21 protein-coding genes are annotated in these 23,602 nt (G+C 44.8%); 6 read left to right on the top strand and 15 right to left on the bottom strand.

Annotated elements, in window-relative coordinates:
• Nucleotides 1-195 precede the first annotated feature (195 nt).
• Both NYE45_RS14360 and NYE45_RS14355 read left to right on the top strand, forming a co-directional pair.
• Nucleotides 196-1,626, top strand: coding sequence for a PLP-dependent aminotransferase family protein (locus NYE45_RS14360; RefSeq protein ID WP_340017169.1), 1,431 nt, complete (start codon nt 196-198; stop codon nt 1,624-1,626).
• Nucleotides 1,627-1,670: 44 nt separating this feature from the next.
• Nucleotides 1,671-2,291, top strand: coding sequence for an SDR family oxidoreductase (locus NYE45_RS14355; protein WP_340017168.1), 621 nt, complete (start codon nt 1,671-1,673; stop codon nt 2,289-2,291).
• A gap of 136 nt (nt 2,292-2,427) precedes the next feature.
• Here NYE45_RS14355 and glyA read toward each other — a convergent pair whose 3' ends face one another.
• From glyA to NYE45_RS14305, 10 genes are all read right to left on the bottom strand, one after another.
• A complete protein-coding gene (gene glyA / locus NYE45_RS14350) occupies nt 2,428-3,672 on the bottom strand; it encodes a serine hydroxymethyltransferase (protein WP_340017167.1) in 1,245 nt (414 codons plus the stop codon).
• 25 nt (nt 3,673-3,697) lie between these two features.
• A complete protein-coding gene (locus NYE45_RS14345; RefSeq protein ID WP_340017166.1) occupies nt 3,698-4,903 on the bottom strand; it encodes a benzoate/H(+) symporter BenE family transporter in 1,206 nt (401 codons plus the stop codon).
• Nucleotides 4,904-4,922: 19 nt separating this feature from the next.
• On the bottom strand, nt 4,923-5,666 hold the full coding sequence (locus tag NYE45_RS14340; protein ID WP_340017165.1) for a YggS family pyridoxal phosphate-dependent enzyme: 744 nt from the start codon (nt 5,664-5,666) through the stop codon (nt 4,923-4,925).
• Nucleotides 5,667-5,988: 322 nt separating this feature from the next.
• Entirely contained in the window at nt 5,989-6,921 is a 933-nt protein-coding gene (rbsB, locus tag NYE45_RS14335) for a ribose ABC transporter substrate-binding protein RbsB (RefSeq protein WP_340017164.1), read from the bottom strand.
• 14 nt (nt 6,922-6,935) lie between these two features.
• A complete protein-coding gene (gene rbsC / locus NYE45_RS14330) occupies nt 6,936-7,907 on the bottom strand; it encodes a ribose ABC transporter permease (protein ID WP_340017163.1) in 972 nt (323 codons plus the stop codon).
• Between the two features lies 1 nt (nt 7,908).
• Entirely contained in the window at nt 7,909-9,390 is a 1,482-nt protein-coding gene (locus NYE45_RS14325) for a sugar ABC transporter ATP-binding protein (protein ID WP_340017162.1), read from the bottom strand.
• Between the two features lie 15 nt (nt 9,391-9,405).
• A complete protein-coding gene (gene rbsD / locus NYE45_RS14320; RefSeq protein ID WP_340017160.1) occupies nt 9,406-9,807 on the bottom strand; it encodes a D-ribose pyranase in 402 nt (133 codons plus the stop codon).
• Complete coding sequence (rbsK, locus tag NYE45_RS14315; RefSeq protein WP_340017159.1) at nt 9,807-10,685, bottom strand: ribokinase; 879 nt, start codon at nt 10,683-10,685, stop codon at nt 9,807-9,809. Before rbsK ends, rbsD begins: the two co-directional genes overlap by 1 nt.
• Nucleotides 10,686-10,689: 4 nt before the next feature.
• Nucleotides 10,690-11,667, bottom strand: coding sequence for a LacI family DNA-binding transcriptional regulator (locus NYE45_RS14310; protein WP_340017158.1), 978 nt, complete (start codon nt 11,665-11,667; stop codon nt 10,690-10,692).
• A 248-nt stretch (nt 11,668-11,915) separates the two neighbouring features.
• Nucleotides 11,916-12,350, bottom strand: coding sequence for a nuclear transport factor 2 family protein (locus NYE45_RS14305; RefSeq protein WP_340017157.1), 435 nt, complete (start codon nt 12,348-12,350; stop codon nt 11,916-11,918).
• 187 nt (nt 12,351-12,537) lie between these two features.
• On the opposite strand from NYE45_RS14305, the gene NYE45_RS14300 reads away from it, so the two are divergent.
• Nucleotides 12,538-13,107 carry a TetR/AcrR family transcriptional regulator gene (locus NYE45_RS14300; RefSeq protein ID WP_340017156.1) on the top strand — a complete coding sequence of 190 codons (570 nt, stop codon included), beginning with the start codon at nt 12,538-12,540 and terminating at the stop codon, nt 13,105-13,107.
• 102 nt (nt 13,108-13,209) lie between these two features.
• Here NYE45_RS14300 and NYE45_RS14295 read toward each other — a convergent pair whose 3' ends face one another.
• Nucleotides 13,210-16,392 (bottom strand): sugar-binding domain-containing protein, encoded by a 3,183-nt coding sequence (locus tag NYE45_RS14295; protein WP_340017155.1) that lies wholly within the window; start codon nt 16,390-16,392, stop codon nt 13,210-13,212.
• A gap of 98 nt (nt 16,393-16,490) precedes the next feature.
• Between NYE45_RS14295 and NYE45_RS14290 the strand changes: the two genes are divergently transcribed.
• Nucleotides 16,491-17,345 carry a helix-turn-helix domain-containing protein gene (locus tag NYE45_RS14290; RefSeq protein WP_340017154.1) on the top strand — a complete coding sequence of 285 codons (855 nt, stop codon included), beginning with the start codon at nt 16,491-16,493 and terminating at the stop codon, nt 17,343-17,345.
• A 348-nt stretch (nt 17,346-17,693) separates the two neighbouring features.
• Here NYE45_RS14290 and NYE45_RS14285 read toward each other — a convergent pair whose 3' ends face one another.
• Nucleotides 17,694-18,107 carry a cupin domain-containing protein gene (locus NYE45_RS14285; protein WP_340017153.1) on the bottom strand — a complete coding sequence of 138 codons (414 nt, stop codon included), beginning with the start codon at nt 18,105-18,107 and terminating at the stop codon, nt 17,694-17,696.
• 201 nt (nt 18,108-18,308) lie between these two features.
• On the opposite strand from NYE45_RS14285, the gene NYE45_RS14280 reads away from it, so the two are divergent.
• Both NYE45_RS14280 and NYE45_RS14275 read left to right on the top strand, forming a co-directional pair.
• A complete protein-coding gene (locus NYE45_RS14280; RefSeq protein WP_340017152.1) occupies nt 18,309-18,869 on the top strand; it encodes a TetR/AcrR family transcriptional regulator in 561 nt (186 codons plus the stop codon).
• Between the two features lie 157 nt (nt 18,870-19,026).
• The gene (locus tag NYE45_RS14275; RefSeq protein WP_340017151.1) at nt 19,027-19,995 is read left to right on the top strand and encodes a DMT family transporter; all 969 of its coding nucleotides are present in this window, start codon (nt 19,027-19,029) and stop codon (nt 19,993-19,995) included.
• A 99-nt stretch (nt 19,996-20,094) separates the two neighbouring features.
• Here the strand turns inward: NYE45_RS14275 and NYE45_RS14270 are convergent, their stop codons facing one another.
• The 3 genes from NYE45_RS14270 to NYE45_RS14260 form a co-directional block, all read right to left on the bottom strand.
• On the bottom strand, nt 20,095-21,237 hold the full coding sequence (locus NYE45_RS14270; protein ID WP_340017150.1) for a DUF4309 domain-containing protein: 1,143 nt from the start codon (nt 21,235-21,237) through the stop codon (nt 20,095-20,097).
• 297 nt (nt 21,238-21,534) lie between these two features.
• Nucleotides 21,535-22,668, bottom strand: coding sequence for a serine hydrolase domain-containing protein (locus tag NYE45_RS14265; RefSeq protein ID WP_340017149.1), 1,134 nt, complete (start codon nt 22,666-22,668; stop codon nt 21,535-21,537).
• A gap of 330 nt (nt 22,669-22,998) precedes the next feature.
• Nucleotides 22,999-23,583, bottom strand: coding sequence for a nitroreductase (locus tag NYE45_RS14260; RefSeq protein WP_340017147.1), 585 nt, complete (start codon nt 23,581-23,583; stop codon nt 22,999-23,001).
• Nucleotides 23,584-23,602 lie beyond the last annotated feature (19 nt).

Below are 23,602 nucleotides of genomic sequence, written 5' to 3'. Positions count from 1 at the left end.
TGAATCGAGTATGAACCAGGCAGAACCAACCAAAATAGGTTGGATTCACGGGAAACATCACTTTAGTCTAGCTTTGTTTTGTTTGCAAATTAAACTTTTGCTATAATAATATATCAATCATTGGATTGCCAAAAGATCCATAATTACATAAGTGAATGCAATCCATAATTCAGTATGAGCACTGGAGTTGAAACAATGCTAAAAGTAAATCGGAATGACCATCGCCCGATCTGGCAGCAACTTCTGGATCAAGCGATTCATAATATTACAACCGGGAAATGGCAACCCGGCGAATTGCTACTCCCCTCACGCGAACTTGCTCAATTAATTGGTGTTTCACGGTCAACCATACAGATTGTGTACGAGGAATTATTCAGCCGCGGATATACGGTCACCTCCCGTCGGGCCGGGACAAGGGTTAGTGACTGGACATATGCACCTCGTTCATTAGAAGAGGTCACAATGAAAGGGCCTATCCAGCCCGAACTGCCTATACTAAACGATTCGATTGGTCATCTGCATAGTTGGTTCGGTAATAGAGACGATCGCAAAGTAGAAATTGATTTTAATCCCCACGAGCCTTATCTGGATGAAAATTTCACAAAATCCTGGAGGCAATCTTTTTTACAAGCTTCTACTGAACCCAATCTGGATATATGGGCTTATGGTGATGCCAGAGGGTTACTGGCGTTAAGAGAACAGATTCAACGTTATTTGTCACTTGAACGAGGCATTCATATCGATGTTGATCAAATCTTGTTAACCTCCGGTGCACAACATAGCATTGATTTAATTGCCCAGGCACTTTTAAGTGAGGGAGACAGAGTTTCGGTAGAGGATCCCGGCTTCCCGGCTGCTTGGATGGCGATGAAATACCGCCGGATGCAAGTCGATCCCGTTCCAGTCGATGAGTATGGATTATGTGTAGATCATATTCACCCACAGACGAAACTCGTATTTGTCACACCTTCTCATCAATGCGCCGTTGGTGTTATTATGTCGGAGCCACGCAGGCAACAATTAATGCACTTGGCAGCTCATCATCGATATTGGATTGTAGAGGATGACTACGATAGCGAATTTAGGTACCGTGGAGACCCGCTTCCGACGATATTCAGTCAACAACCTCAGAATACGCTTTATATGATGAGTTTTTCCAAAATGGTTGCACCTGGCATTCGGCTATCCGCTATCATCGGACCCAAAAAAGCCATTGATCGCCTTACGCAAGTTCATGAATTAACCTATCGTCATCTGCCGATTATGGAACAATTAACGCTAACTCATTTTATCGAGCGTGGTCATTTTATGCGTCATATGAGAAGAGTTCGGAACATATATCGACGCAGACACGAAGTCATGACCAAAGCCATTGTTGCTTCTGGGCTAAGCTCACGATTTACTTTAAGTGGTGTGGAAACGGGATTGCATATGCTCCTTGAATCTGAAACGTCATTTGACGAAGAAGCGATGACGAATGCTGCCCTTGATCAAGGCGTGCGCGTGTATCCGCTTAGTAAATATTGCCTGGAGAGTCATCGTAAAGGATGGATATTAGGTTTTGCGAAAGTGGATGAGGATCAGATTAAGGAAGGCATACATCGACTTGCAAAGATTGTACTATGATGGAGAACATACTCTCCACTCGGATTCGAAAGGATGTTTTTGTGATGAAAATTTTAGTGTTAGGAGCCACCGGACGGGTTGGAAGTCATTTCGTCTCTCATGCCCTACGTTCCAATCATCATGTAACCGCACTGGTTAGAAGCCCGGAAAAGGTACGAATCAACGATGACAATCTCGTTCTGCATCAAGGGAACGCTTTAGTCAAAGAAGATATTCATCACGCCATACAGGGTGTGGATCTTGTTGTTAGTTCATTGAGTACCGATGGAACGACTACTTTATCACTATCCACGGGATTGATTGTTGAGGCTATGGCTCAGGAGCATATCAAAAGAATCATTACCATTGGTACAGCTGGAATATTGGAAAGTCGAACGGATCCTGGCTTGCTTCGTTTTCAATCGACCGAGTCCAGACGCAAGTCCACGCGGGCAGCTGAAGAACATCTGGAGATGTACAACATTCTCAAAGCTTCAAAGTTAGAATGGACCATTGTGTGCCCTACCTACTTATATGATGGAGAATCTCTTGGTAAATACCGGGTTGAGCGCGACTACTTGCCTGACGGAGGAACTTCTATATCTGTAATCGATACTGCGGAGTTTGCTTATCAGCAATTAATGTCTGTTGAGTATGTGCAGTCTCGTGTAGGTATAGCCTACTAAGGCGTGTCTTAAATCGTACTAACGATACATCTCTTCTGTTCAAAAAAGTAAGCTTTAAGATAAGCAAGCAAAATAAGAGCCTGCGATTGTTATCCGTCGTTAACAATTGCAGGCTCATTCTGTGTCTGTTGTTAAACTATTTGAGGTCTTCATATAAAGGGAATTGCGAAGTGATTTCGCGGACATTACCTAATATTTGATTTTTTACATCCGAGTTCTTTGGATTTTTAAAAGCAAGCCCTATCAGCTGAGCAATTTCTTTCATTTCCCTGGCTCCGAGCCCTCTTGAAGTCATAGCCGGAGTTCCAAAACGAATGCCGCTTGTAACCAAAGGACTTGCCGTATCGTGAGGTATTGCATTTTTATTCGCCGTAATCCCTACTTCATCCAGTAAAGCTTCGGCTTCTTTGCCTGTAAGGCCCATAGTTCGTAAGTCAACCAACACGATATGATTATCTGTTCCTCCCGATACAAGGGTAAGTCCTTCATTCATTAAAGTTTCTGCCAATACGTTGGCGTTATTCAGAACACCTTCAATATATGTTGTGAACTCGGATTGCAATGCCTCGCCTAATGCCACCGCTTTCCCCGCGATAACGTGCATGAATGGACCACCCTGAGTTCCTGGGAATACAGCTTTGTCGATCGCCTGTGCCCACGACTCCCGGCACAAAATGGCTCCCCCTCGTGGTCCTCGTAAGGTCTTGTGTGTGGTAGTTGAGACAAAATGTGCATGTGGTACCGGGTTAGGATGCAAACCTGCTGCAACAATTCCGGCTATATGCGCCATATCTACAAAGAAAAGAGCTCCCACTTCGGCGGCAATCTGAGCAAATAATTCAAACTCAATGGTCCGCGGGTATGCACTTCCACCTGCAACAATCATGCGTGGACGATACTTATAAGCCAGTTTACGTACTTCGTCAAAGTCAATGCGGCCTGTTTGTGCGTCGACACCATATGAAACAAAATTATAAAATCTCCCTGAAAAATTAACCAGACTTCCGTGTGTTAGATGACCACCCTGGGATAAATTCATGCCAAGGATCGTCTCACCAATCTCAACCGAGGCAAAATATACTGCCATGTTGGCCTGAGAACCGGAGTGAGGCTGCACATTCGCATGTTCAGCGCCAAAAAGTGCTTTAAGGCGGCGGTTCGCTATCTCTTCGACTGTATCGACATACTCACACCCGCCATAATATCTTCTGCCTGGATACCCCTCCGCATATTTATTGGTCAATACTGAACCCGTTGCTTCCATCACAGCTTGACTTACAAAATTCTCTGATGCAATCAGTTCGATCGTATTCCGCTGCCGTGCAAGTTCTTGCTGAACAGCATTTCCTACTCCTTTATCTTGCTTCACCAAATGTTTCATGAACATCTTCCTCTCAATATTACGGTTATCTATTCGATCCAAATTGCTTTTTGGGAAATTTACTATTCATCAGTAGATGTGCCATCATTCCTGCAAACAATCCCCAAAATGCACCACCAACGCCAAGCAAAGTCACATTCGCTGCTGTCGCCAGAAATGTGATCAATGCGGTTTCACGTCCTTTAGGGTCCGTTAATGCATTAGCGAGACTTCCACCGATGGTTCCAAGTAAGGCCAATCCCGCTAATGTTGCAATAAAGGTAGCAGGAAGAATCAAAAACAAAGCAGCCAATGTTACGCCAAAAATGCCGACAAAAATATAAAAGATTCCACAAGCAATACCTGCAATATAACGTTTAGTTGAATCCTCATGTGCATCTTTTCCTGTACAAATCGCTGCTGTAATAGCTGCCACATTAAAAGCATGTGATCCGAATGGGGCTGCAAGAAGCGAACCCAAACCTGTTACAGCTAAAATAGGATTGGCACTTGTCTTGAATCCATCATTACGGAGAACAAGCATTCCGGGCATATACTGCCCTGTCAAGGTAATAATGAACAGCGGTAACGCAACGCCAAGTAAAGCATTTAACGAAAACGCTGGGACAACAAATACAGGCGAAGCGACTGCCAATTGGATCGTACTGAAGTCTGTTTTTCCCATGCATATCAAATAAATCAAACCAATTGCCAATATGCCAACAATGGCGTAACGGGAAGTAAACCTTCTTAGGACGATGTAAGCTGCAAATAGCACAGTAACAAGCAAAGGATCAAGCTTTGCCCCTCCAAAGGCCGATATTCCAAACTGTAGCAAAATACCTGCTAACAATCCGGAGGCGATGCCTGGGGGAATAAGTCGAACGAAACGTTCAAACATGCCTGACCAACCCAAAATAATAAATCCGACTGCTGAAATCATGTAAGCGCCAATAGCTTCTGGATAAGGGGTTACCGCTAATGCTGAAACGAGAAACGCCACACCCGGTGTTGACCAGGCTGTAATAATCGGTTCCTTGTATCGATAACTGAGCCAAATCCCCGTTACGCCTACCCCAATCGAGATGGACCAAATCCAGGAAGCAGTCATTTCCGGGCTTAAACCAGCCACTTTTGCAGCTTGAAACACAAGAATAAATGTACCCCCGTAATTAACAATCACGGATATTAAAGCGGCTATGACCGGCGATATCAAATCGCGACCACTCAACGAAGGGGATGCTGTCTTCATATTTAACACTACCTCTCACTTAATCATCGATGCGTGTGTTTTCATTCCAGTAATACTCGTCCGGTAAGTAGCGTTGACCAAATACACTTGTCCCTACACGTATCATTGTAGCTCCTTCTTCAATGGCGACTTGGAAGTCACCAGACATACCCATCGATAGAATATCCATCTCTACACGCGGGATGTTTTTCTCTTTAATTTGAGTGCGAATACGGTTTAACAATCGAAAGCAATGTCGTGTTTCTTCGTTCGTTGCATTCAGTTTTCCAATGGTCATTAAGCCTTTCACGTTTAACGTTTCGAATTGAGTTAACTGTTCTACAAGATCGACGGCTGTTTCTGGAGAGGCACCAAATTTACTTTCTTCGTAGGACGTGTTAATTTGCACAAGAATGTCTAAGGTCTTATTCTCTTTGAGAAGCTGGTTATGTAACGCTTGACCCAGTTTCAGACGATCTACGGAATGGATGAGCGTAGCATATTTAACAACGTCCTTTACTTTATTGGTTTGCAGATGTCCGATAAAATGCCATTCCACCTGTTCGTGTTGCTGCATGAGTGGGAATTTGTCTCGGAGTTCTTGAGCTTTGTTTTCTCCGAATAGAACCTCACCTGCTTGAATCGCTACCTCTAGTTTCTCAAGCGGTACCGTTTTGGTCGCGAGCAACAACTGAATTTCCTCTATGTTGCGACCGGAAGCCTGGCAGGCCAGTGCCATTTGCTGTCTTACAGATTGAAGATTTTCTTCTACCAGATGCCGCATGTCAGCCACCTTCTTTCTATTCCGCACAGGAATGGATAATTGAGATTAGCTCCTCCTTATGTATTGTGAAGACTGTGTAGAACGTCATGCTAGTGTATCAACAGATGGATTGGTTATACATATCCAAAAACACCATTTTAGAGCAGTCCAAAACTATAAAGTGAACATTAATTCAATTGGGGTACCTTTTTTGTGTGCTTTTAAAAGCTAATAATCTAGTAAAGCGATGCACACACACTTTCAAAATGTAAAAAAGCCGCTAAATTAGCGGCTTGGTATAATCCTATTCTTATCCCCAACGGGAAGCATGCTATATCATGATTTACTCGTTCACGTTTTCCTTCGTCACCAGCTTCAATTCTGCTGGGATCGATGACTCTACTTGTTTGCCACTGAGTACATCCAGAGCAGCTTGCAACGCCAGTTGGCCAATCAGTACGGGCTGCTGAGCAACAGTTGCCGTCAATTTCCCATCCTGAATGGATTTGATTGCATCATCATTGCCGTCGAAGCCGATGACTGGAATGTCTTTACCTGAGCTTTGAATGGCTTCAATCGCACCCAGTGCCATTTCGTCATTATGAGCAAATACCGCCTGCACGTCAGGATTACCCTGAAGCAGGTTCTCCATGACATTCAATCCTTTGGACCGATCGAAATCAGCAGATTGCTTGGAAACTACATCGAGTTGCTTGTCAGCCACTTCGTGGAAGCCTTTACCCCGTTCTCTTGTTGCGGAAGCGCCTGGCACACCCTCAAGTTCAATAACTTTGGCTCCCTCTCCGAGATGTTCTACGAAGTATTCAGCTGCCATACGTCCGCCTTTTACGTTATCAGATGCCACTAATGCCGCCACTTCACCTTTATCTGCGGAGCGATCCAGCGTGATCACGGGAATGCCCACACTATTGGCGGATTGAACCGCTGTGGAGATCGCTGCAGAGTCCGCAGGGTTAATCAGAAGTGCACTAACGCCTTGCTGAATGAGATCATCTACGTCATTGGTTTGTTTGGCCGAATCATTCTGTGCATCAACCACGATGACCTGTATTCCCTGTTTTTTGGCTTCTGCCATGACCCCGTCCTTCAGTGATACAAAGAATGGATTGTTTAACGTAGATATCGACAAACCGATTTTCTTCTGTCCGTTACTTTTGTTAGGGTTAGGTTTCGCCCATTCCGGTGGCTCCAGAGAGCACCCGGCCAGAACGATGATCATCAGCATACTTACGAGTGTTACAGTCCACTTTTTCATATTCGCTTCTCTCCTTATGCTGTTTTCTTGCGGTCCAGCAGGACGGCAATGGCAATGACGATGCCTTTTACAACCATTTGGTAAAATGAGTTTACTTCCAGCAAGTTCAATCCATTATTCAACACGCCGATAATCAAAACACCGATCAGTGTACCGACGATGCGTCCGCGTCCTCCAGCAAGGCTCGTACCACCCAATACGACGGCAGCGATTGCATCCAGCTCGTAGGATGTACCTGCGGTTGGTTGTGCTGAGTTCAAGCGCGATGTCAGAATTGCACCCGCCAGAGCAGCAAGCATACCTGTCAGGGAGTAGATCATAATTTTCACACGATTGACTTTGATACCCGAGATAATGGAGGCTTTCTCATTACCACCAATAGCGTACGTTTTGCGGCCAAAAGCCGTTTTATGCAAAACAATCCACAGAATCATGAAGGTAATCAGCATTGTAATTGCAGGTACCGGAATACCCAGCAGATAACCGCGACCAAACAGTTGGAACAACAGATTATCCCCGAGTCCTGTAATTGGATTACCATTCGTGTACACCAACGTCAGTCCTCTGAATATCGTCATGGTTGCCAATGTAGCGATAAATGGAGCCATTCTGCCTTTGGTAATCATCAGTCCGTTCACCATACCCATGACACCACCAAGCGCTACACCAATAATGATGGACAAGATCGGGTCCAGGCCGGACAACATCATATTCGCTACAAAAGCACTGGATAAAGCCAGGATCGAGCCGACCGACAGATCGATTCCGCCCGTCAGGATAACAAACGTCATACCGAAGGCAATCAGCGCATTAATCGAAACTTGACGCAGTAGATTCAAAATATTAAGCGGTTCCAAGAAACTTGGATTCAACACCGATACGATGAGAATAAGAATGATTAAGCCGAGCAGCGGTCCCAATTTTTGTATTACATGTGAGAAACGGAAGCCGCTCTTGACCGTTTTGTTTTCCTGCATTGTTGTCATATCACTGTCCCCCTGTGGCCAATGTCATAATGTGTTCTTGTGTTGCTACTTCCCTTGCGACCTCGCCACTGATGAGTCCTTCATGCACAACCGCGATCCGGTCGCTCATGCCGAGCACTTCAGGCAGCTCCGACGATACCATAATGATTGCAACGCCGCGATCTGTCAGTTCATTCATCAATTCATAGATTTCGCGCTTCGCTCCCACATCCACTCCGCGCGTGGGTTCATCCAGGATAAGTACGCTTGGGCCGATACCAACCCATTTCGCGATAACGACCTTCTGCTGGTTACCCCCGGATAGATTCCTTGCCGCCGTCTCGGAGGATTGCGTTTTGATCTGGAGCCGTTTGATCAGTGTATCTACGAAGTCTTGTTCTTTCGAAGCTGAGATAAAGCCTTTGCTTGAGAAACTGAACAGATTCGGCAAGGCCATATTCTCGCGAATGGAGAAGTCTAATACCAACCCCTCATCCTTGCGGTCTTCTGTAATAAACCCGATTCCATGTTTCACGGCATCTGCCGGTTTACGAATGTTCGCTTTTTTGCCGCGGATGAAGATTTCACCGCTATCCAACGTATCCAAACCAAAGATGGTTCTCATGATCTCTGTCCGTCCAGAACCCATAAGTCCTGAGAAACCGAGGATCTCCCCCGCTCTTACAGTGAAGTTAATATTCTCAAACAACCCTTTGCTGCTTGCATTCCTTACTTCCAGAACAACTTCACCATAGGAAGGATTCCGGGCAGGATATCGCTCCGTAAGTTCCCGACCAACCATTTTCCGCACCACTTCATCAAAGCTTGTCTGCGGAATAGCTTGTGTGTCTACCGTTCTTCCGTCACGCATGATGGTAATCCGGTCACAGATCGTGAATATCTCCTCCATTCGGTGAGAAATATACACGATGGATACGCCTTCCTTCTTCAGCGAGCTGATTACACCAAATAGCTTCTGGATCTCGCGCTCCGTAAGTGCTGCTGTTGGCTCGTCCATAATGATGACCTTGGCATCTGTCATTAGCGCTTTGGCAATCTCGATCATCTGTTGCTGCCCGACAGAGCACTCTCCCGCAGGACGTTCCAGTGGTATGTCTACGGAAAGCTTGGCGAACTGTTCTTTGGCAAGCGCTTTCATTTGTCTTGTATTGAGCAATCCGAACGATGATGTCAGTTCCTTACCGATGAAGAGATTATCCAGCACTGTCATTTCAGGCCATACGTTCAGCTCCTGATGTATAAAGGTGATGCCCAGTTTCTCCGCTTCCTTCGGACTTGCAAAATAGTTTTCTTCTCCGTCTATGGTGATGGTTCCCTGATCTCGCTGATGAAGACCAATCAGAATGTTCATCAGTGTGGATTTGCCGGCTCCATTCTCCCCCATCAGGGCATGAACCTCACCATCTTTTAGTTCAAAATCCACTCCGCTCAGCACCTGATTGGTACCGAACGCTTTATGAATGTCTTGCATCTGAATGTGCATTACGCAACCTCCTTTTTACCCGAAATGGACTCCCGATTGTAAAATGCAATTGGCATAAGGTGTGGCTTCACCTGTGCGGATGACCGCCTTCACCTGCCGGGTTAACGCTTTAAATTTTTCGTGGCTGACAGAAGCATCAATTGCTTCTACCCCAAATTTCTCCGTGATGAATTGCAGGGCTACAGGATTGCCTTCGCGAATCTCTTCGGCCACAATGACTTTCTCAATGACCATATCTTCTGCGATCACCTCCACCACTTCGCGAAAACTCGGTGTCCCCAGTTTGAGGGCCAGATCGATTTTGAGCACCCCGTCCGGTACGGGTAGACCTGCATCCGCAATTGCAATCATGTCCGTATGGCCCAGATCAGACAGTATCTTGGAAATGTGACTATTCAGTATGCCATTTCTTTTCATTACAAGCTCTCCTCTACTTCATCACGCGTTGGCATGCCGCCCTGCGCTCCGAACTTGGTGACGGACAACGATGCAGCCCGATTGGCGAAGCGGATGCTCTCTTGTAACTCTTTTCCTTCAGCCAAAGCAACTGCAAATGCGGCATTGAACGTATCCCCTGCCCCAGTAGTATCTACTGCCTCCACTTTATAAGTTGGGACTAAAATTTCTTCTGAGCCATCAAAATAACGAACGCCTTTACTGCCTTCCGTGATGAACAATTTGTTAGGATACTGACGTAATGCCTCTGCCGGACTCATACCCTGAAACAAAATCTCCGCTTCATGCTCATTTGGCGTGATATATGCGGCGTTGTCGATGACTTCTTGCGGCAATGTTCTTGCCGGAGCAGGATTAAGCAGTAGAGGTGTTCCGAATTCAGCACATCGTGCACTCACATGCACAACCGTTTCCTCTGGAATTTCCTGCTGAATTAGTACGATATCTGCATTGCGGATCACTTCCGCTGCTTCATCGACATATGCAGGAGTGACTTCGCGATTCGCCGCTTCAACCACTACAATACTATTATCACCTTCCGCCAGAATGATATGAGCCGTTCCACTTTCCAAATGTGTAACCGGTTTCACATTTTGCGTATTTACAGCATTTGCTCTAAAGTTCTCTAAAATATCTTTGCCAAAAGCATCGTCGCCTACCCGGCCGATCATCGCAACCTCGGCACCCAGTCGTGCAGCCGCAACAGCCTGATTAGCTCCTTTGCCGCCAGGAACCGTTTTGAAGCTATCGCCAAGAACGGTTTCACCCGCTCCCGGCCGTCTTGCAGAAGTAACAACCAGATCCATCGAACTGCTTCCAATTACGCATATTTTAGCCATCTGATCACACCTTTCTCGTTGTGCCTCGTTCGATGAAGCTGACGGGCAACTGTATGTTTTTGTTCTCTACTGCAGCTTGTTCCACAAGCTGGATAAGTAATCCCGCCGCTTCTCTTCCCATCTCGTATGCTGGCTGACGGATGGTGGACAATGCCGGCGATAACAGGCTGCTCATCGGAATATCATCGAAACCGATCACTTGTACGTCATCAGGAACCTTCCTTCCGATTCGTGATGCCTCATGTAGTACCGCCATGGCTGCGATGTCATTGCTGGCAATAACTCCGTCTGTGTCAGCATATCTCCTGAATAATTCTTCAGCCCATACCCCTGCCTCGTTAATCGAAAATGAGGTCGTCTGAATGACGTGATAGTCTAGTCCTGCATCACGGATAATTTCAATCGCTCCTTCGAAGCGATCCTGCGCAGGTCTAATCTGTGACGGTCCTTGCATAACCGTGATCCGGCGACTGCCGCGGTTAATGATCTCCCTTGCAGCTAGTCTTCCACCTTCCCTGCCATCCGCATACACGGATGGACGATCCAGTGAAGTTCTGTCCAGATACACGACGGGAATCTTCAGTTTTTCATATATTGAAGAATGAGGGTAGTTCGTTGAAGAGATCACACCGACTACGTTGTTTTGGATAAACGTCTGGATGTAATCCTGCTCCTTCTGTTCATCCTCATCACTATTTCCGAATATCAGTCTGTAATCCTGCTCCTGCATCCGGTCCTCTACGCCGCGGGCCAACTGCGGGAAGTAAGGGTTGGTAATATCCGGTAACAACAGGCCAATCAGTTTGGACTTGCGCTTATATAATGAGCGGGCCACTTCATTCGGCGAAAAGTTAAGCGCCTTCACAGCATCTTCCACTTTCTTGCGTGTGTCCGCATGAACATAACCTCTATCATTAATGACTCTGGATACGGTGGCAACAGATACGCCAGCCAGTTGAGCTACGTCTTTAATTGTTGTCATAAGTTGCTCTCCTCTATGTGTAACCGGTTACAGACATTAAATTATCATATTCTTATCCGTTTGACAAGCGTTTTCATTCTGGAAATTTCTCCAAGTCCATTGAAAAATGCATTGTAATATACGCAAATCCAAGCCTTACTGCCAGTTCGACGCCTGAAATAGCATGCTGCAAAACATAGAAAATGACGAGAACATCAAATAACGTCCTCGTCATTTCTTTAACCATTATTCTGCGTATATCATTATGCTTATAGTGGTCTTGCTTCGATGATGATATATTGTGAAGTACGCTCCTGTATCAACCACTTTTCGCCCTGGCGGACATAAACATCATGATATTGAACACTATAATCCGTGAGAACTTCTTTGCCGTCTTCGTCCCTAACCATTTTAATCTGAGAAAATACAACGCCTGTTGCAGTATCACCTTCCACATTCACTACATGCTGTGCGTTCGTGGTGAAATAACGTTTTACTAGCGCCACATGACCGTTAAACTCTTCTTGCAGTTGCTTGGTTCCGATTACTTCAGACATCAGTTGATCACCAAAATATACTTTGAATCGTGTATCCGGCTTGAATAAGAGCATCTGATCTGCAATTTTATTGGCATCGGTTAAAGTAGCATACGAGTCCACCAAATCTCTCAATTCGGATTTTGCTTTTAAAATTTCCAGTGACATATACTTGTCCTCCTTGATGTATCATCTGAGCCATAGCATTTTGTAATCCAACACTTGTTGAATAAGTATGACTTATTGATTATTATAAGGAGTACAAAAATAACTACAATCGTTAATCTGGCGCTTTTTGTTCGATATCCAACGTTCAATAACAAAGTGTTAGATAACTCGGTGTGGAGGTTACCAAGTGCACATTAAAATCGATCGAAGAGTGGTCAAAACGAAGCAAGCTATCTTCCAGTCCTTTCTTTCTCTCATTGCCGAGAAAAATTTTGAGGACATTACAATTAACGAAATTGCTGATCGAGCTAACATCAATCGGGGAACGGTATACTTTCATTACAGTGATAAGTATGATCTGTTGAACAAGTGCATCGAAGAGAACTTGAACAAAATGATATCCGCAACCACGACAACGAATGCGAATGGTGAAACGATTGATCTCATTCAATCCTCTTTTCTACCTGTAATTCGATATTTCGAAGAGCACCATCGTTTTTACGCTTCAATGCTCTCTAACAAAGGAATTCCTGCGTTTCGTGAACAGATGTTGGAACTCGTAACAACACACATCCGGATGAATATTAATATGGATGGTGACAATAGCAGCTACAGCAAAGAATTCGTCACTCAATTTATGGCATCAGCCTTTGTCGGCATCATTGAATGGTGGATTATGAATGATATGCCTCAGTCCTCGGAAGAGGTAGCGGAACAATTATGGGGGCTTTTAAAAAGAAACCAAGTTATTAACTAAGCTCAATGTTACGCAAAATATTCGTACCTCTTACTTTCTCATGAAGAAAAATAACGTTACTTGAAGGTAACGTTATTTTTCCTTCAATTCATATTGCTTGAATCAGCTGCCATACACTTCAAATGCACGATGTCCTGCCCTAACTCCCTTCGGTAACCCATTATATACGATTCTTACATACCTGCCCTTTGCTTCGAATTGATCCATCCGTATCTGTTCATGTGACGTCTGCCCCGTCTGGTTGACGACCAGACGCCATTCGATTGCATCGCTTGAAACCTGAATCACATATAGGAAGTTACCCTCCTCATGAAATCTTACTTTGCTTCCTGTGATGGAACGTTCCTGCAACAAATCCACCTGCCACCAGTGGCCTGGATGATTGTCTTGTGCCTGCCAGAACGTTTCATCGACACCATCGTTTCCATACGTGGCATCATTGCCTTCGTTCATGCTATCGCTTGATGCGAACTTCCCGCAGGCAAGCTCATGCTCCGAAGTACATAGATCTGCACTTCCTGTCATGGCAGGTTGCTCATTCTTCTCAAGCAATTGGCGAAGCTCATTCAACTCCATCGATACTTTGGGGGCAAAAGAATCTGAGGACATATAGTCGATTAAGCTTTTGCGAAGCTGCGCTGCGACAGGTCGACTGTCCATATCATTCTCGATATCGATTCCGCAGATGATCAGCTTTCCTTTTCCAATGGTATATTCCGCAAGATTCATCAGTTTTCGGTTGTGAACAAAGTTGGGTATGACCTGAACAATCGGGTTAAATGCAATGTCATCGTTCACGACAAGAGTTACGGATCGCTCCAGCAGGTCCTTCCATGGATATTCCGCGTACTCCCTGGTCGGGAAGCCGCTCAAGGCCAGATGTTCAGCATCAACCATAATGCCACACGGAGCTTCAGTTGCAAAATGTGCCGGACTCCAAAACACCGGATAGAACTTCCCTGGGGTCGTATTTCTTAAGTCACTATCCTTCGCCAGAAATAAAACGCTCCCTCCCTCTTCAAGGGTTTGTTCCATTCCTTTGTCCAGACTTCGTTTCAGCACTATGCCCTGAGGAAGTTCCTGATTCTGCCCGCTGCATTCATATACCCAGAACGGCCATTCATTTCGTATTTCGCTACCTTCCAGTACCAAAGATATCGTCAGTCTGTCGCTTTTCTGTATTCGATGTGGCGCGTCTGAAACCAAGCGACCTAACGGTTGACCTGATCCAAGAGGAATTGTATCTGTAAGCAGAGAACCTGAATCGAGCGTGCGGCCCTGCCCATCTGCAATTGTCCACTGGATGGAGGATGGCGGAAGTTCTTTTACACCAAAATGGGCAATGTTGATCTCTGCCACATACAGCTCTGTATTCGTATAGATGCGTTTCGGCATGCGAAGCAAAAGTACCGTGGGCCCGCAAAACTCTCGGAATTGTTGAGGTTCAATCAAGCCCTTGGATTCCCAAAATGCATTAAGCAGACCCACGGTTGCGGTGCTCTGACCAGGGAAATCATGCAAATCCAGCAACTGAAATCCTCCAAGACTCGGCGTGCGTAGGGCAGCTTCGATCTCATCGCGATATAATTGCAACGCCAACATGCCTGAACCGTGGACGAATGAACGAAGGTCACCAAGCAAGCCTCTTTTTTTCATATCTGCGTGGATGACCTCCAGATTAACGGGACGTAACGCTCCGCTATACTTCTCCATCTCTTGTACATCCGGGTAGACAGCATACTGTCCCACTTCATGTGAAATAACAGGTACTGGTCGATTGGCTACGGCGCCTCGGAAGTCTAGCTGCGTGGACAACGCTAATTCTTCCGGGAAATATTGCCCGCGAACACCAATGCCATCAACCGATTGGGCTATAAACAGATCATCCGCTGGATCAAGCTGCCGATCCCAATTGGTGGTGAGCGTGTATAACCGTCTGTCATCGAACGATTTCAAGTCTTCTACCATCCTGTGCAACAGGTCGAAGTCACCATTCAATTCATTGCCATTACTGTAGATACAAAAGGAAGGATGATTCCCGTAGACATGAGCAATTCGTCGAGCCTCCTGAGGCAAGTACGTGTAGTGCTCTGGGTGGGCCCCAACTGCCATATTCCACGTATCCATCCACATGGGAGACTCGACTTGCAGGTAGACCCCCAATTGATCAGCTGCTTCGAATGCAGCTTCAGGTGGGCACCAGGAGTGAAAACGGATATGGTTCAATCCATAGTTCTTAACTGTCTGAAACAGCTTGAGCCATGATTCAATGTCCATCGGCGGATGACCTGTATGCGGGAAGATGCAACATTCCAAGGTTCCTCGCAAAAAGATAGGCCTTCCATTCATCTGCAATTCTCTGTCCTTGCGATGAAAATATCGCATGCCAAATGTCTGATTTTCTGCAATGTGAATGAGATTGCATTTTTCCAATAATACATTTGCTTCTATTCTCAACTCATAGATATTGGGGTTGAATTCGTCCCATAACAAGGGATTTTCACCCATATCCACTTTCCATTCAAAGTTCTCGGAGGATGAGGCGGAGACATGGATACTTTTTTCTATCTCAGGAACCGCATGCGGTGCTACGCCCTGTTTGATATGTGCGGATATTTGCAAACTGGCATGAGCTTCAGTATCGGTTTTATTATGACATGTACCCTTCAATACAACGGAGCGCAGATCCGGCTCTGGGAAGACCTGTATATTATTGACCCAGAACTGCTCTGAAATATGTAGCTCCATCCGGCCTATAATCCCATTCCAGATCGTCTGCGTCTCTTCTGTATAAGCGCTCGAATGACTACCCAGATTCTGAACATCCCGATTATCAATCCGAAGGGTGAACCGGTTGACCTTTCCTGATTGAATGAATGTACTCACGTCATATTCATGAGCAACCGATAAATGGTCTTGCTGTCCGGCAAGTTGACCGTTCACCCATAAGGTGGATTGGAACATGATCCGCTCAAGATATATGACAAATCGTTTTTCAACCCATTCAGCAGGCACATGGATTTCGTATTCGTACCATGCTGATCCAATATAGGAATACCGCTGCCGTAGAGAACGGACCGTCTCCCGATTCATCTCATCGCCCCATTCCGTTGCGTCTCCAATGCCGTTGACTGTCAGCGTACCAGGAAGTGTTACCAGATTCTTTGATTGGGAAACGAACGACTCGTACCATTCTTCGGTTTCGCCGATATCCTGGGGATCCAGTACGTATTTCCACTCCCCCGCAAGTTGAACTATTCTCCTGTTATGCTGTTGATCTAACATACGGTCCACCTCTTGCTTTCACTGATATATAAGCTTTCATTGCAAGTGATTCTCGTATATTATTTTAGAATATGTACTGAATCGAAAGGAATGAGGATATGGCTAACAAACCAGACAATCCTGCTATTTTTTCAACAAGACAACAATACACACATCCTCCTGGTATTCTGGTGTCCGACCATTATTTTCAGCCCTATGGATACTCCTGTCATCGTGCACAGGGAACCAAGGATTGGCTAATCATATATACTTTATCGGGAAAAGGACGTATTCATAATGGAGCCAGTGGATACCTGAGCTGTACAGCTGGAACGTTAACCATTGTTTCTCCTGGAACCGCGCAAGACTATTTCACCGAGCAAGGACATGTATGGGATAAAATGTGGGCTCACTTCATTCCACGTCTACCTTGGATGGATTGGATACCCTCCAGCAATACAGATGGCCCGATCTTTCAACTCCATTTCGACAAGGAAAGCTCCCGGAGAGCGATTGAATCGGCTTTTAGCAGAGTGATCTCCTACAGATTATACGAGGATTCCATGTTGAGGGATGAGCTGACATTGAATGCACTGGAAGAGGTCATCTTGTTGGTCGCCAGTCAGAATCAATCGAAGAAGGAACTGGATTCACGCGTTCAGGAAGTGCTAAACATTATATCTCGGGATTACATGGATCATATTCTTATCGAAGATTTGGGCAAGAGGGTGTGTTTATCCCCTTCCCGTCTGTCTCATTTGTTCAAGGAACAAGTGGGAGATTCCATCATGGAAACGTTAATGAAGTATCGCTTGAAACAAGCTGAACCATTACTTCAATATACCCTCAGGCCCATTACCGAGATTGCTCTGGCGGTTGGTTTCCATTCACCCGACTATTTCTCCCGGCAATTCTCCAGCCGCTTTGGAGTCTCCCCATCGAACTATCGGAAGAGATATAGGGAAGCCATTTAAGCTCCAATTAAGCAGAATACTATGCAATTCTAACTTGTCCGTTGGCCATGTTGAATACTGTTGCTTCAGCATTTTTTTATATGACCTGCCCATCGCTTCCTTATATAGTAGTTTCAGCCAGCCCACTTTGAAAAGTGATTAAACTAATGAATATCTCATGTAAAACCTATTGAATTAAAACTTGGGAATTCTATCCCTAGTATTCCTTATCATTCTTTTATAGTTGTAAGCAGAAAAAGCCCTACCGTTCCCGGTAAGGCTTTTCTTGACTTCCCTATCATTACAGAAGGCTTACCAGATGACATTCAGTCACCTTTTCGCCATATTACTGTTCATATTATTCACCGCTTATTTTGTAGCTCTTCCGTACACTTCTTCCGTTACAGGTTCCAACCATTCCGGTGTACCCGCAGTGATCGCAATATGTTCAAACCAACTATCTTTAGCGGCCCCATGCCAGTGTTTCACACCATCATGAGTCACAATAACATCGCCGGCTTTTAGGAATTGAGCAGGTTTTCCTTCTTCCTGATACCAACCTTCTCCACCAGTCACTAACAACAGCTGAAATCCACCACGGTGGATATGCCAGTTATTTCTGCATCCCGGTTCAAACGTTACATTCCCAACACCCACATTCACTTTGGGATCAGCAACCAAGGATTGGAGATAACTTTGTCCTACAAAATATTGTGCATATGCTTCGTTTTTCTCTCCTACCGGGAAAATAACTCCATCTCTAACTTCTTCATGCTTAGCCATTTCAAGTACCTCCAATGTGATCTTATTGATTAATCCGTCCTGCTCCTATGTTGACCTAAATATGATTGCACACATAAGTGCGATATCGCACATTCGTGTATAATATAAAATAATTGCACTGCCTCTTCAAGGATCAAATGAACCTGATCTGTGCCTTATTGCGCAAGGGGACAACATTTGTGCAATTACTCTCTTGAAAGAATGGTGATTACTATCGTTTCTATCACAGATCGAAGAATACTTAAGTCTCGGGAAGCGATCAAATCCGCTTTTATCAAACTCATGAACGAGAAACCTTTCGATACCATTACGATGCAGGATATCTCTGATTATGCGAATGTCGGCCGCAGAACGATATACCATCACTATTCGGACAAATTCGACTTGCTGGATAAATTAATCGAAGAACATATCGATGAACTAAGAAGATTGTGCAAGGAAGCATCCGATCTGGATTTTATAGAAAGCAATGTACTTTGGTTCGATTATTTTGAAGTTCATTATTCATTCTTCTCGGCTATGTTACGGAGTAAAGGAGCCCCTTTTTTCCGCAATCGCTTCCTGGCACTCGTCATTGAAGAACTGGAAGATGAGGTGAATATAACGGAAGGGAAAAATAAAGGACTAACAAAAGGAGTTATTCTTACGTTCTTTGGTACAGCGATCGTTGGTATCGTGGAATCCTATTTCACGAATGAATTACCCCGGAAACCTCACATTGTCGCAGAACAAGTTGGAATTTTATTAGAAAGGAATCTATAACAAAGACGCTTCATGAACCGTTCCTCTTTTATAATCTTACCACCTGGGGAGCGGTTTATTAATTATCATTACAAACATTGGCGTTATGTGATATGGTCAGTGAAGATATTAGATTCGTACATACATATGTGCATGAAATGCGAGGAGAAGATCGAAAGTGATAGAGAGAAATACCCTTGAGAAACCAAGTAAGTTTAGTGATCCCATTTTTGTCATGCTCGTGGCAAGCCTGTGTTGCTTGTTATGGGGAAGTGCATACCCATCCATCAAACTTGGATATATCGCATTTAACATTCTGCCGGAAGATATCGCTTCCAAGTATGTTTTTGCCGGATACCGATTTACACTGGCAGGCATGCTGCTCTTGCTCCTTTCTCGTATCGTTAGAAAACAGAAGCTCCAATTGTCCAGGCCTCAGTGGACAGGCCTTATTATGTTAGGTATATTGCAAACGGGTTTGCAATATATGTTTTTCTACGTCGGCGTAGCCAATACAACGGGTGTTAAAGGTTCCATTATGAATGCAACTACGACCTTTTTCAGTGTTGTTCTGGCCCATTTCATCTATAAGAATGACAAATTAAGCAGAAACAAAATCGTTGGCTGCTTGCTCGGATTCGTTGGTGTAATCATCGTAAACTTCCATACGGATCTGCTTACTTTTTCCTTTTCATTCACAGGCGAAGGGTTCGTGATTATAGCAGCACTTGTTTTCTCCGTCACAGCCCTTTACGCTAAACGCCTCACCGCTACGATCGATGTTCTGATCATAACAGGTGTCAGCCTGTTCGTTGGCGGACTGGTACTTACGCTGTTAGGTCTATCACTCGGCGGTCGGGTTACCCATTTTACTCTGGAATCCACCAGTAACTTGATCTACCTGGCTTTACTGTCGTCCGTCGCATTTTGTTTGTGGAATATGCTTCTCAAGTACAACAAGGTCGGAAGAGTGTCTGTATACAACTTCCTAATCCCTGTATTTGGCGCATTGTTATCGGCTTTATTCTTAGGTGAAACGATTCTGGAACTGAAAAATCTGGCTGCTTTGCTGTTTGTGTCGGTCGGCATTTATTTAGTCAATCGTGTACGTTCTGTGCAAAGCTCTAATAACACTCCAATAAAATAGACAACCGTCCATCTCATGGACAACAAAAAAAGCCGCTGATCAGCGGCTTTTCATGTATATACCAATACGATATACGATCGTTTCTTACGATGTTATACCTTAATATATACTCGTAAAGTCAATCAAGTCCTCTTCTTCCTCATAGTTGAATACAATGGCGTGATTACCTAACTGGTATACCATCTCATAACCACCAACGACTTCATTGTAATATTCTGAGGAAGGTTTCCCCATCCATATTTTCACATTCCATGGTGAAAGATTCTGCTTCTCATTGTACAAATCAAAAACGGCAATACGTGATTTATTGGTAAGCTCGTGCATGTATGAATCGAATCCGACACCGAATTTAGAATAATAATAGAACGCTCCCCATTCCTCGTTTGAACGAGAGGTTGGTTTCCCCAGTTTTTTTTGCGCATTTTGAAGCGTCATGCCAATCTTAACGTCCGTCCGTTCTGGCAATACACCCTTTGAAGCGGCATCCTTCAGGCTTTTCAGGTAAGCGCGATCGCCAACACCCGAGTTCGGCCAAGCTTTTGAACGGAGGTTACGCGTATCTTCCAACCGCAATTCCAATTTGTTCACACTCAGCTTAAACGTATTAACTCCATAGACGAATTGAAGGTTGTTGTAATTTTTGAACTGTACTCGGGCACCTGAAAGAGTACGGATTCCATCATTTCTGCTTGCAGAGTAGGAATCGTCGATTTTTTTCCCCTTATTATCGACAAATGTTACACGGCGCAATTCCCCAGAACGAACAATATACGTTTTCACCTCATTGAAATTAGAAGTTCCCCAGTCAGTGATCATCAGCATATCTGGTGTACTAGTCTCTTTGCTCTTCACAACGAAGTTCCAGGTTTGAGGCAAAATAATCGTATTCAGATCCAGTTTTGCTGCCTGAACAGTTCCGTATGATGCCCCTTTTTTTAGCAAGGCCGCACGATACGTACCTGAATAGCTCTTGTCGCCTTTTTTATTGTTGGTCCAGCCATTTTCTTCAGTCAACGTGCTCTTCTGTTCATCATAAGCGAAAATATAAACGGTGTAAGCCGTTTGCTTGGCATCACGAAGCGTAAATGAAAGCCGGCTCATACTTTCGAGCTGTTTGGCGGAGATTTGCTCTCCTTTGGCATCGGCATGGGGTGGTAGCAGCAGCAATGCGCTCAGAACGTAGACGAATAAGGTAAGTAAGGCCAGAGAAGCCCATTTTGATTGGTGCTTAGGGTGTATCATCGTTGACTCTCCTTTGAGTAAAAAAAATAAAAATCTAACAGCTCTTTTCTAATTTTAAACCGTGCACAATCTCAACATTCAAACAGGTACTTGCTAACGTGTAATCTTGATCAAACTATGTAATTAATATAGGTTAATATTCAATAAGCATATCCTCCCACTAGTACTATTTTCCTAAGAATGATAACATACCCTTTCTAATAAAGAAATAACAATCTAATTAATCAATATCGATCCATATAATATAAAAAAGCCGCTAATTAGCGGCTCTTCAAGTAACTACGAATACATTATGATTTACATACAGGAATACACGACATTACGTAAGCGTCTTTGGACGTACGGCTCCTGACTGTTCAGCAGGTGCTGTGCATACATGACCGTAAGTTCTGAATCCGGATCAATAATGGCCATACAACCCGCTGCGCCGCTCCATCCAAATTCACCAAGGGGGCTAAGTGAACCACTGCCTGCTTTGGAGATATGTGTCCGGACACCCAGTCCATAGCCGTATCCATACATATGATCCCAGGAATAATCACCGCGGGTCATCTCGTTTAGGTGATCCGTTCGCATCAGTTCCACTGAGGCTTGAGACAGAATCCGTACGCCTTCTGGACTTGTACCACGACCAGTAAGCGCGTTCAGAAAACGTGCATAATCGCTAACGGTGGATAACAATCCTGCACCGCCGCTCTCCAGCTCAGTGCCCACACGGAATCCATTGCCATCCAAACGTACAGCTCTCTCAAGCTCATCATTGTAAGCATACTGCGGAATCAGGCGCGCCTGCTGCTCTTCATTCAAGTTAAATGCCGTATCGTTCATGCCAAGTGGCCCGGTGATTTCATCCCGCAGATACGTACCAAACCGTTTGCCACTTACCACTTCCACCAATGCTCCGAGCACATCATGGCACATGCTGTAGTTCCAGTGTGTCCCTGGTTCAAACAGCAATGGTTCTTTCGCAAGCGCTCTCGCGAAGTCCCGTGTCGGCAATGTTCCGTTGGTTCTTTTGACAGCTTCCTGAATGCTCGGGTTATCAACATCATAGGAGAAGCCGGCAGTCATGGTAAACAAATCGCGTACTGTAATGGCTCTTGTCGCCTTTTCCAGTCGAATCTCTCCGTTTGCCATCGTTTTCTTAACTATCATCTCAGCATACTCTGGCAGATAATCGGACAACGGATCGCTTAACAGCATTTCCCCTCTCTCCACCAGTTGCAAGCCTGCAACGCAGGTCATGATTTTGGTCATGGAGTATAGATTGAAGATCGCTCCATCGCTGATCGGCGTTTTCTCCTCCAGATTGGCGTAGCCATTCCGGTAATGGAAAACGGTATCATTTCGATGCATCACCAGCACCTCTGCCCACGGAATGCGCCAGGATGTCATGCGGTCAATAAATGAAGCAAGCGGTTTAAAGTCCATGTTTCCCCGTCCTTTTATGTATAATCGTATATCATTTTGCGATGTGGTCCATGTTCACTGCTACAATCCACATATTAATAATATACGACCTTTTACATATATTGACCACCACCTAAATGGCTCAACGATCCATTTATTTACCACCGATACTGTATTTCACTTCGTTCATGATTTCGCAGGCAGTGTGAGATAACGTTAATCAGAAACAGTTTGAACTCCTCAATGTCTGACATCCAATCAACATCGATATTCAATTATGCAAAAAAGCCGCTATGTTCGCGGCTTACAATGAGTTCGCTACACAGCTCGGAACCGTATGAAGTATCACTACTACTGTACTTCTGCTCTTGCCGTGGAGACAAAGGTCATCAATTCTTCTACGGGTGTGCGAGGACGAGGTTTGGGAACCTTGTTTGTATCAAAATACCCCAGATGAAGTGTGCCAATGATTCTCTCCCCTGCTTTTACACCGGTCTTGGCGTAGAAATCAGGGTCAAAATTATATTCATTCGTCTTCCACACTACGCCGATATCCTGCTCCCATGCCAGGAGTTGAATATTTTGAATAAGGGCAGCACCAGCCCCCACAGCATCTTCCCATACCCGTTGTCTCGGATCAGCCTCAATCACAACCAGCAGATGGGCTTGGATAGATTCGCAATAGTCCTTTTGCAACTTCTCTGTCCAGCGCTCCCGCTCATCTTTGGAGAACGTATGTAGCACCGCATCAGCAAATTGCTTCCGACCTTCTTCTACAAATAATATGAAGCGCCATGGCTCTTTACGGGAATGAACAGGTGCCCACACGGCCGCTTCCAGCAAGTGCATGATCGTTTCTTTCGCCAGCGGTTTGCCATTGAACTGACGAATGGTTCTTCGTTCACGAATAATCTTTTCCATTACAGACGTTTCCATAAGGGGGATCGTCCTCCTG

The organism is Paenibacillus sp. FSL K6-1318, from assembly GCF_037976905.1.
GTDB lineage: Bacteria > Bacillota > Bacilli > Paenibacillales > Paenibacillaceae > Paenibacillus > Paenibacillus amylolyticus_A.
This window is presented reverse-complemented; position numbering and strand designations above follow the sequence as displayed.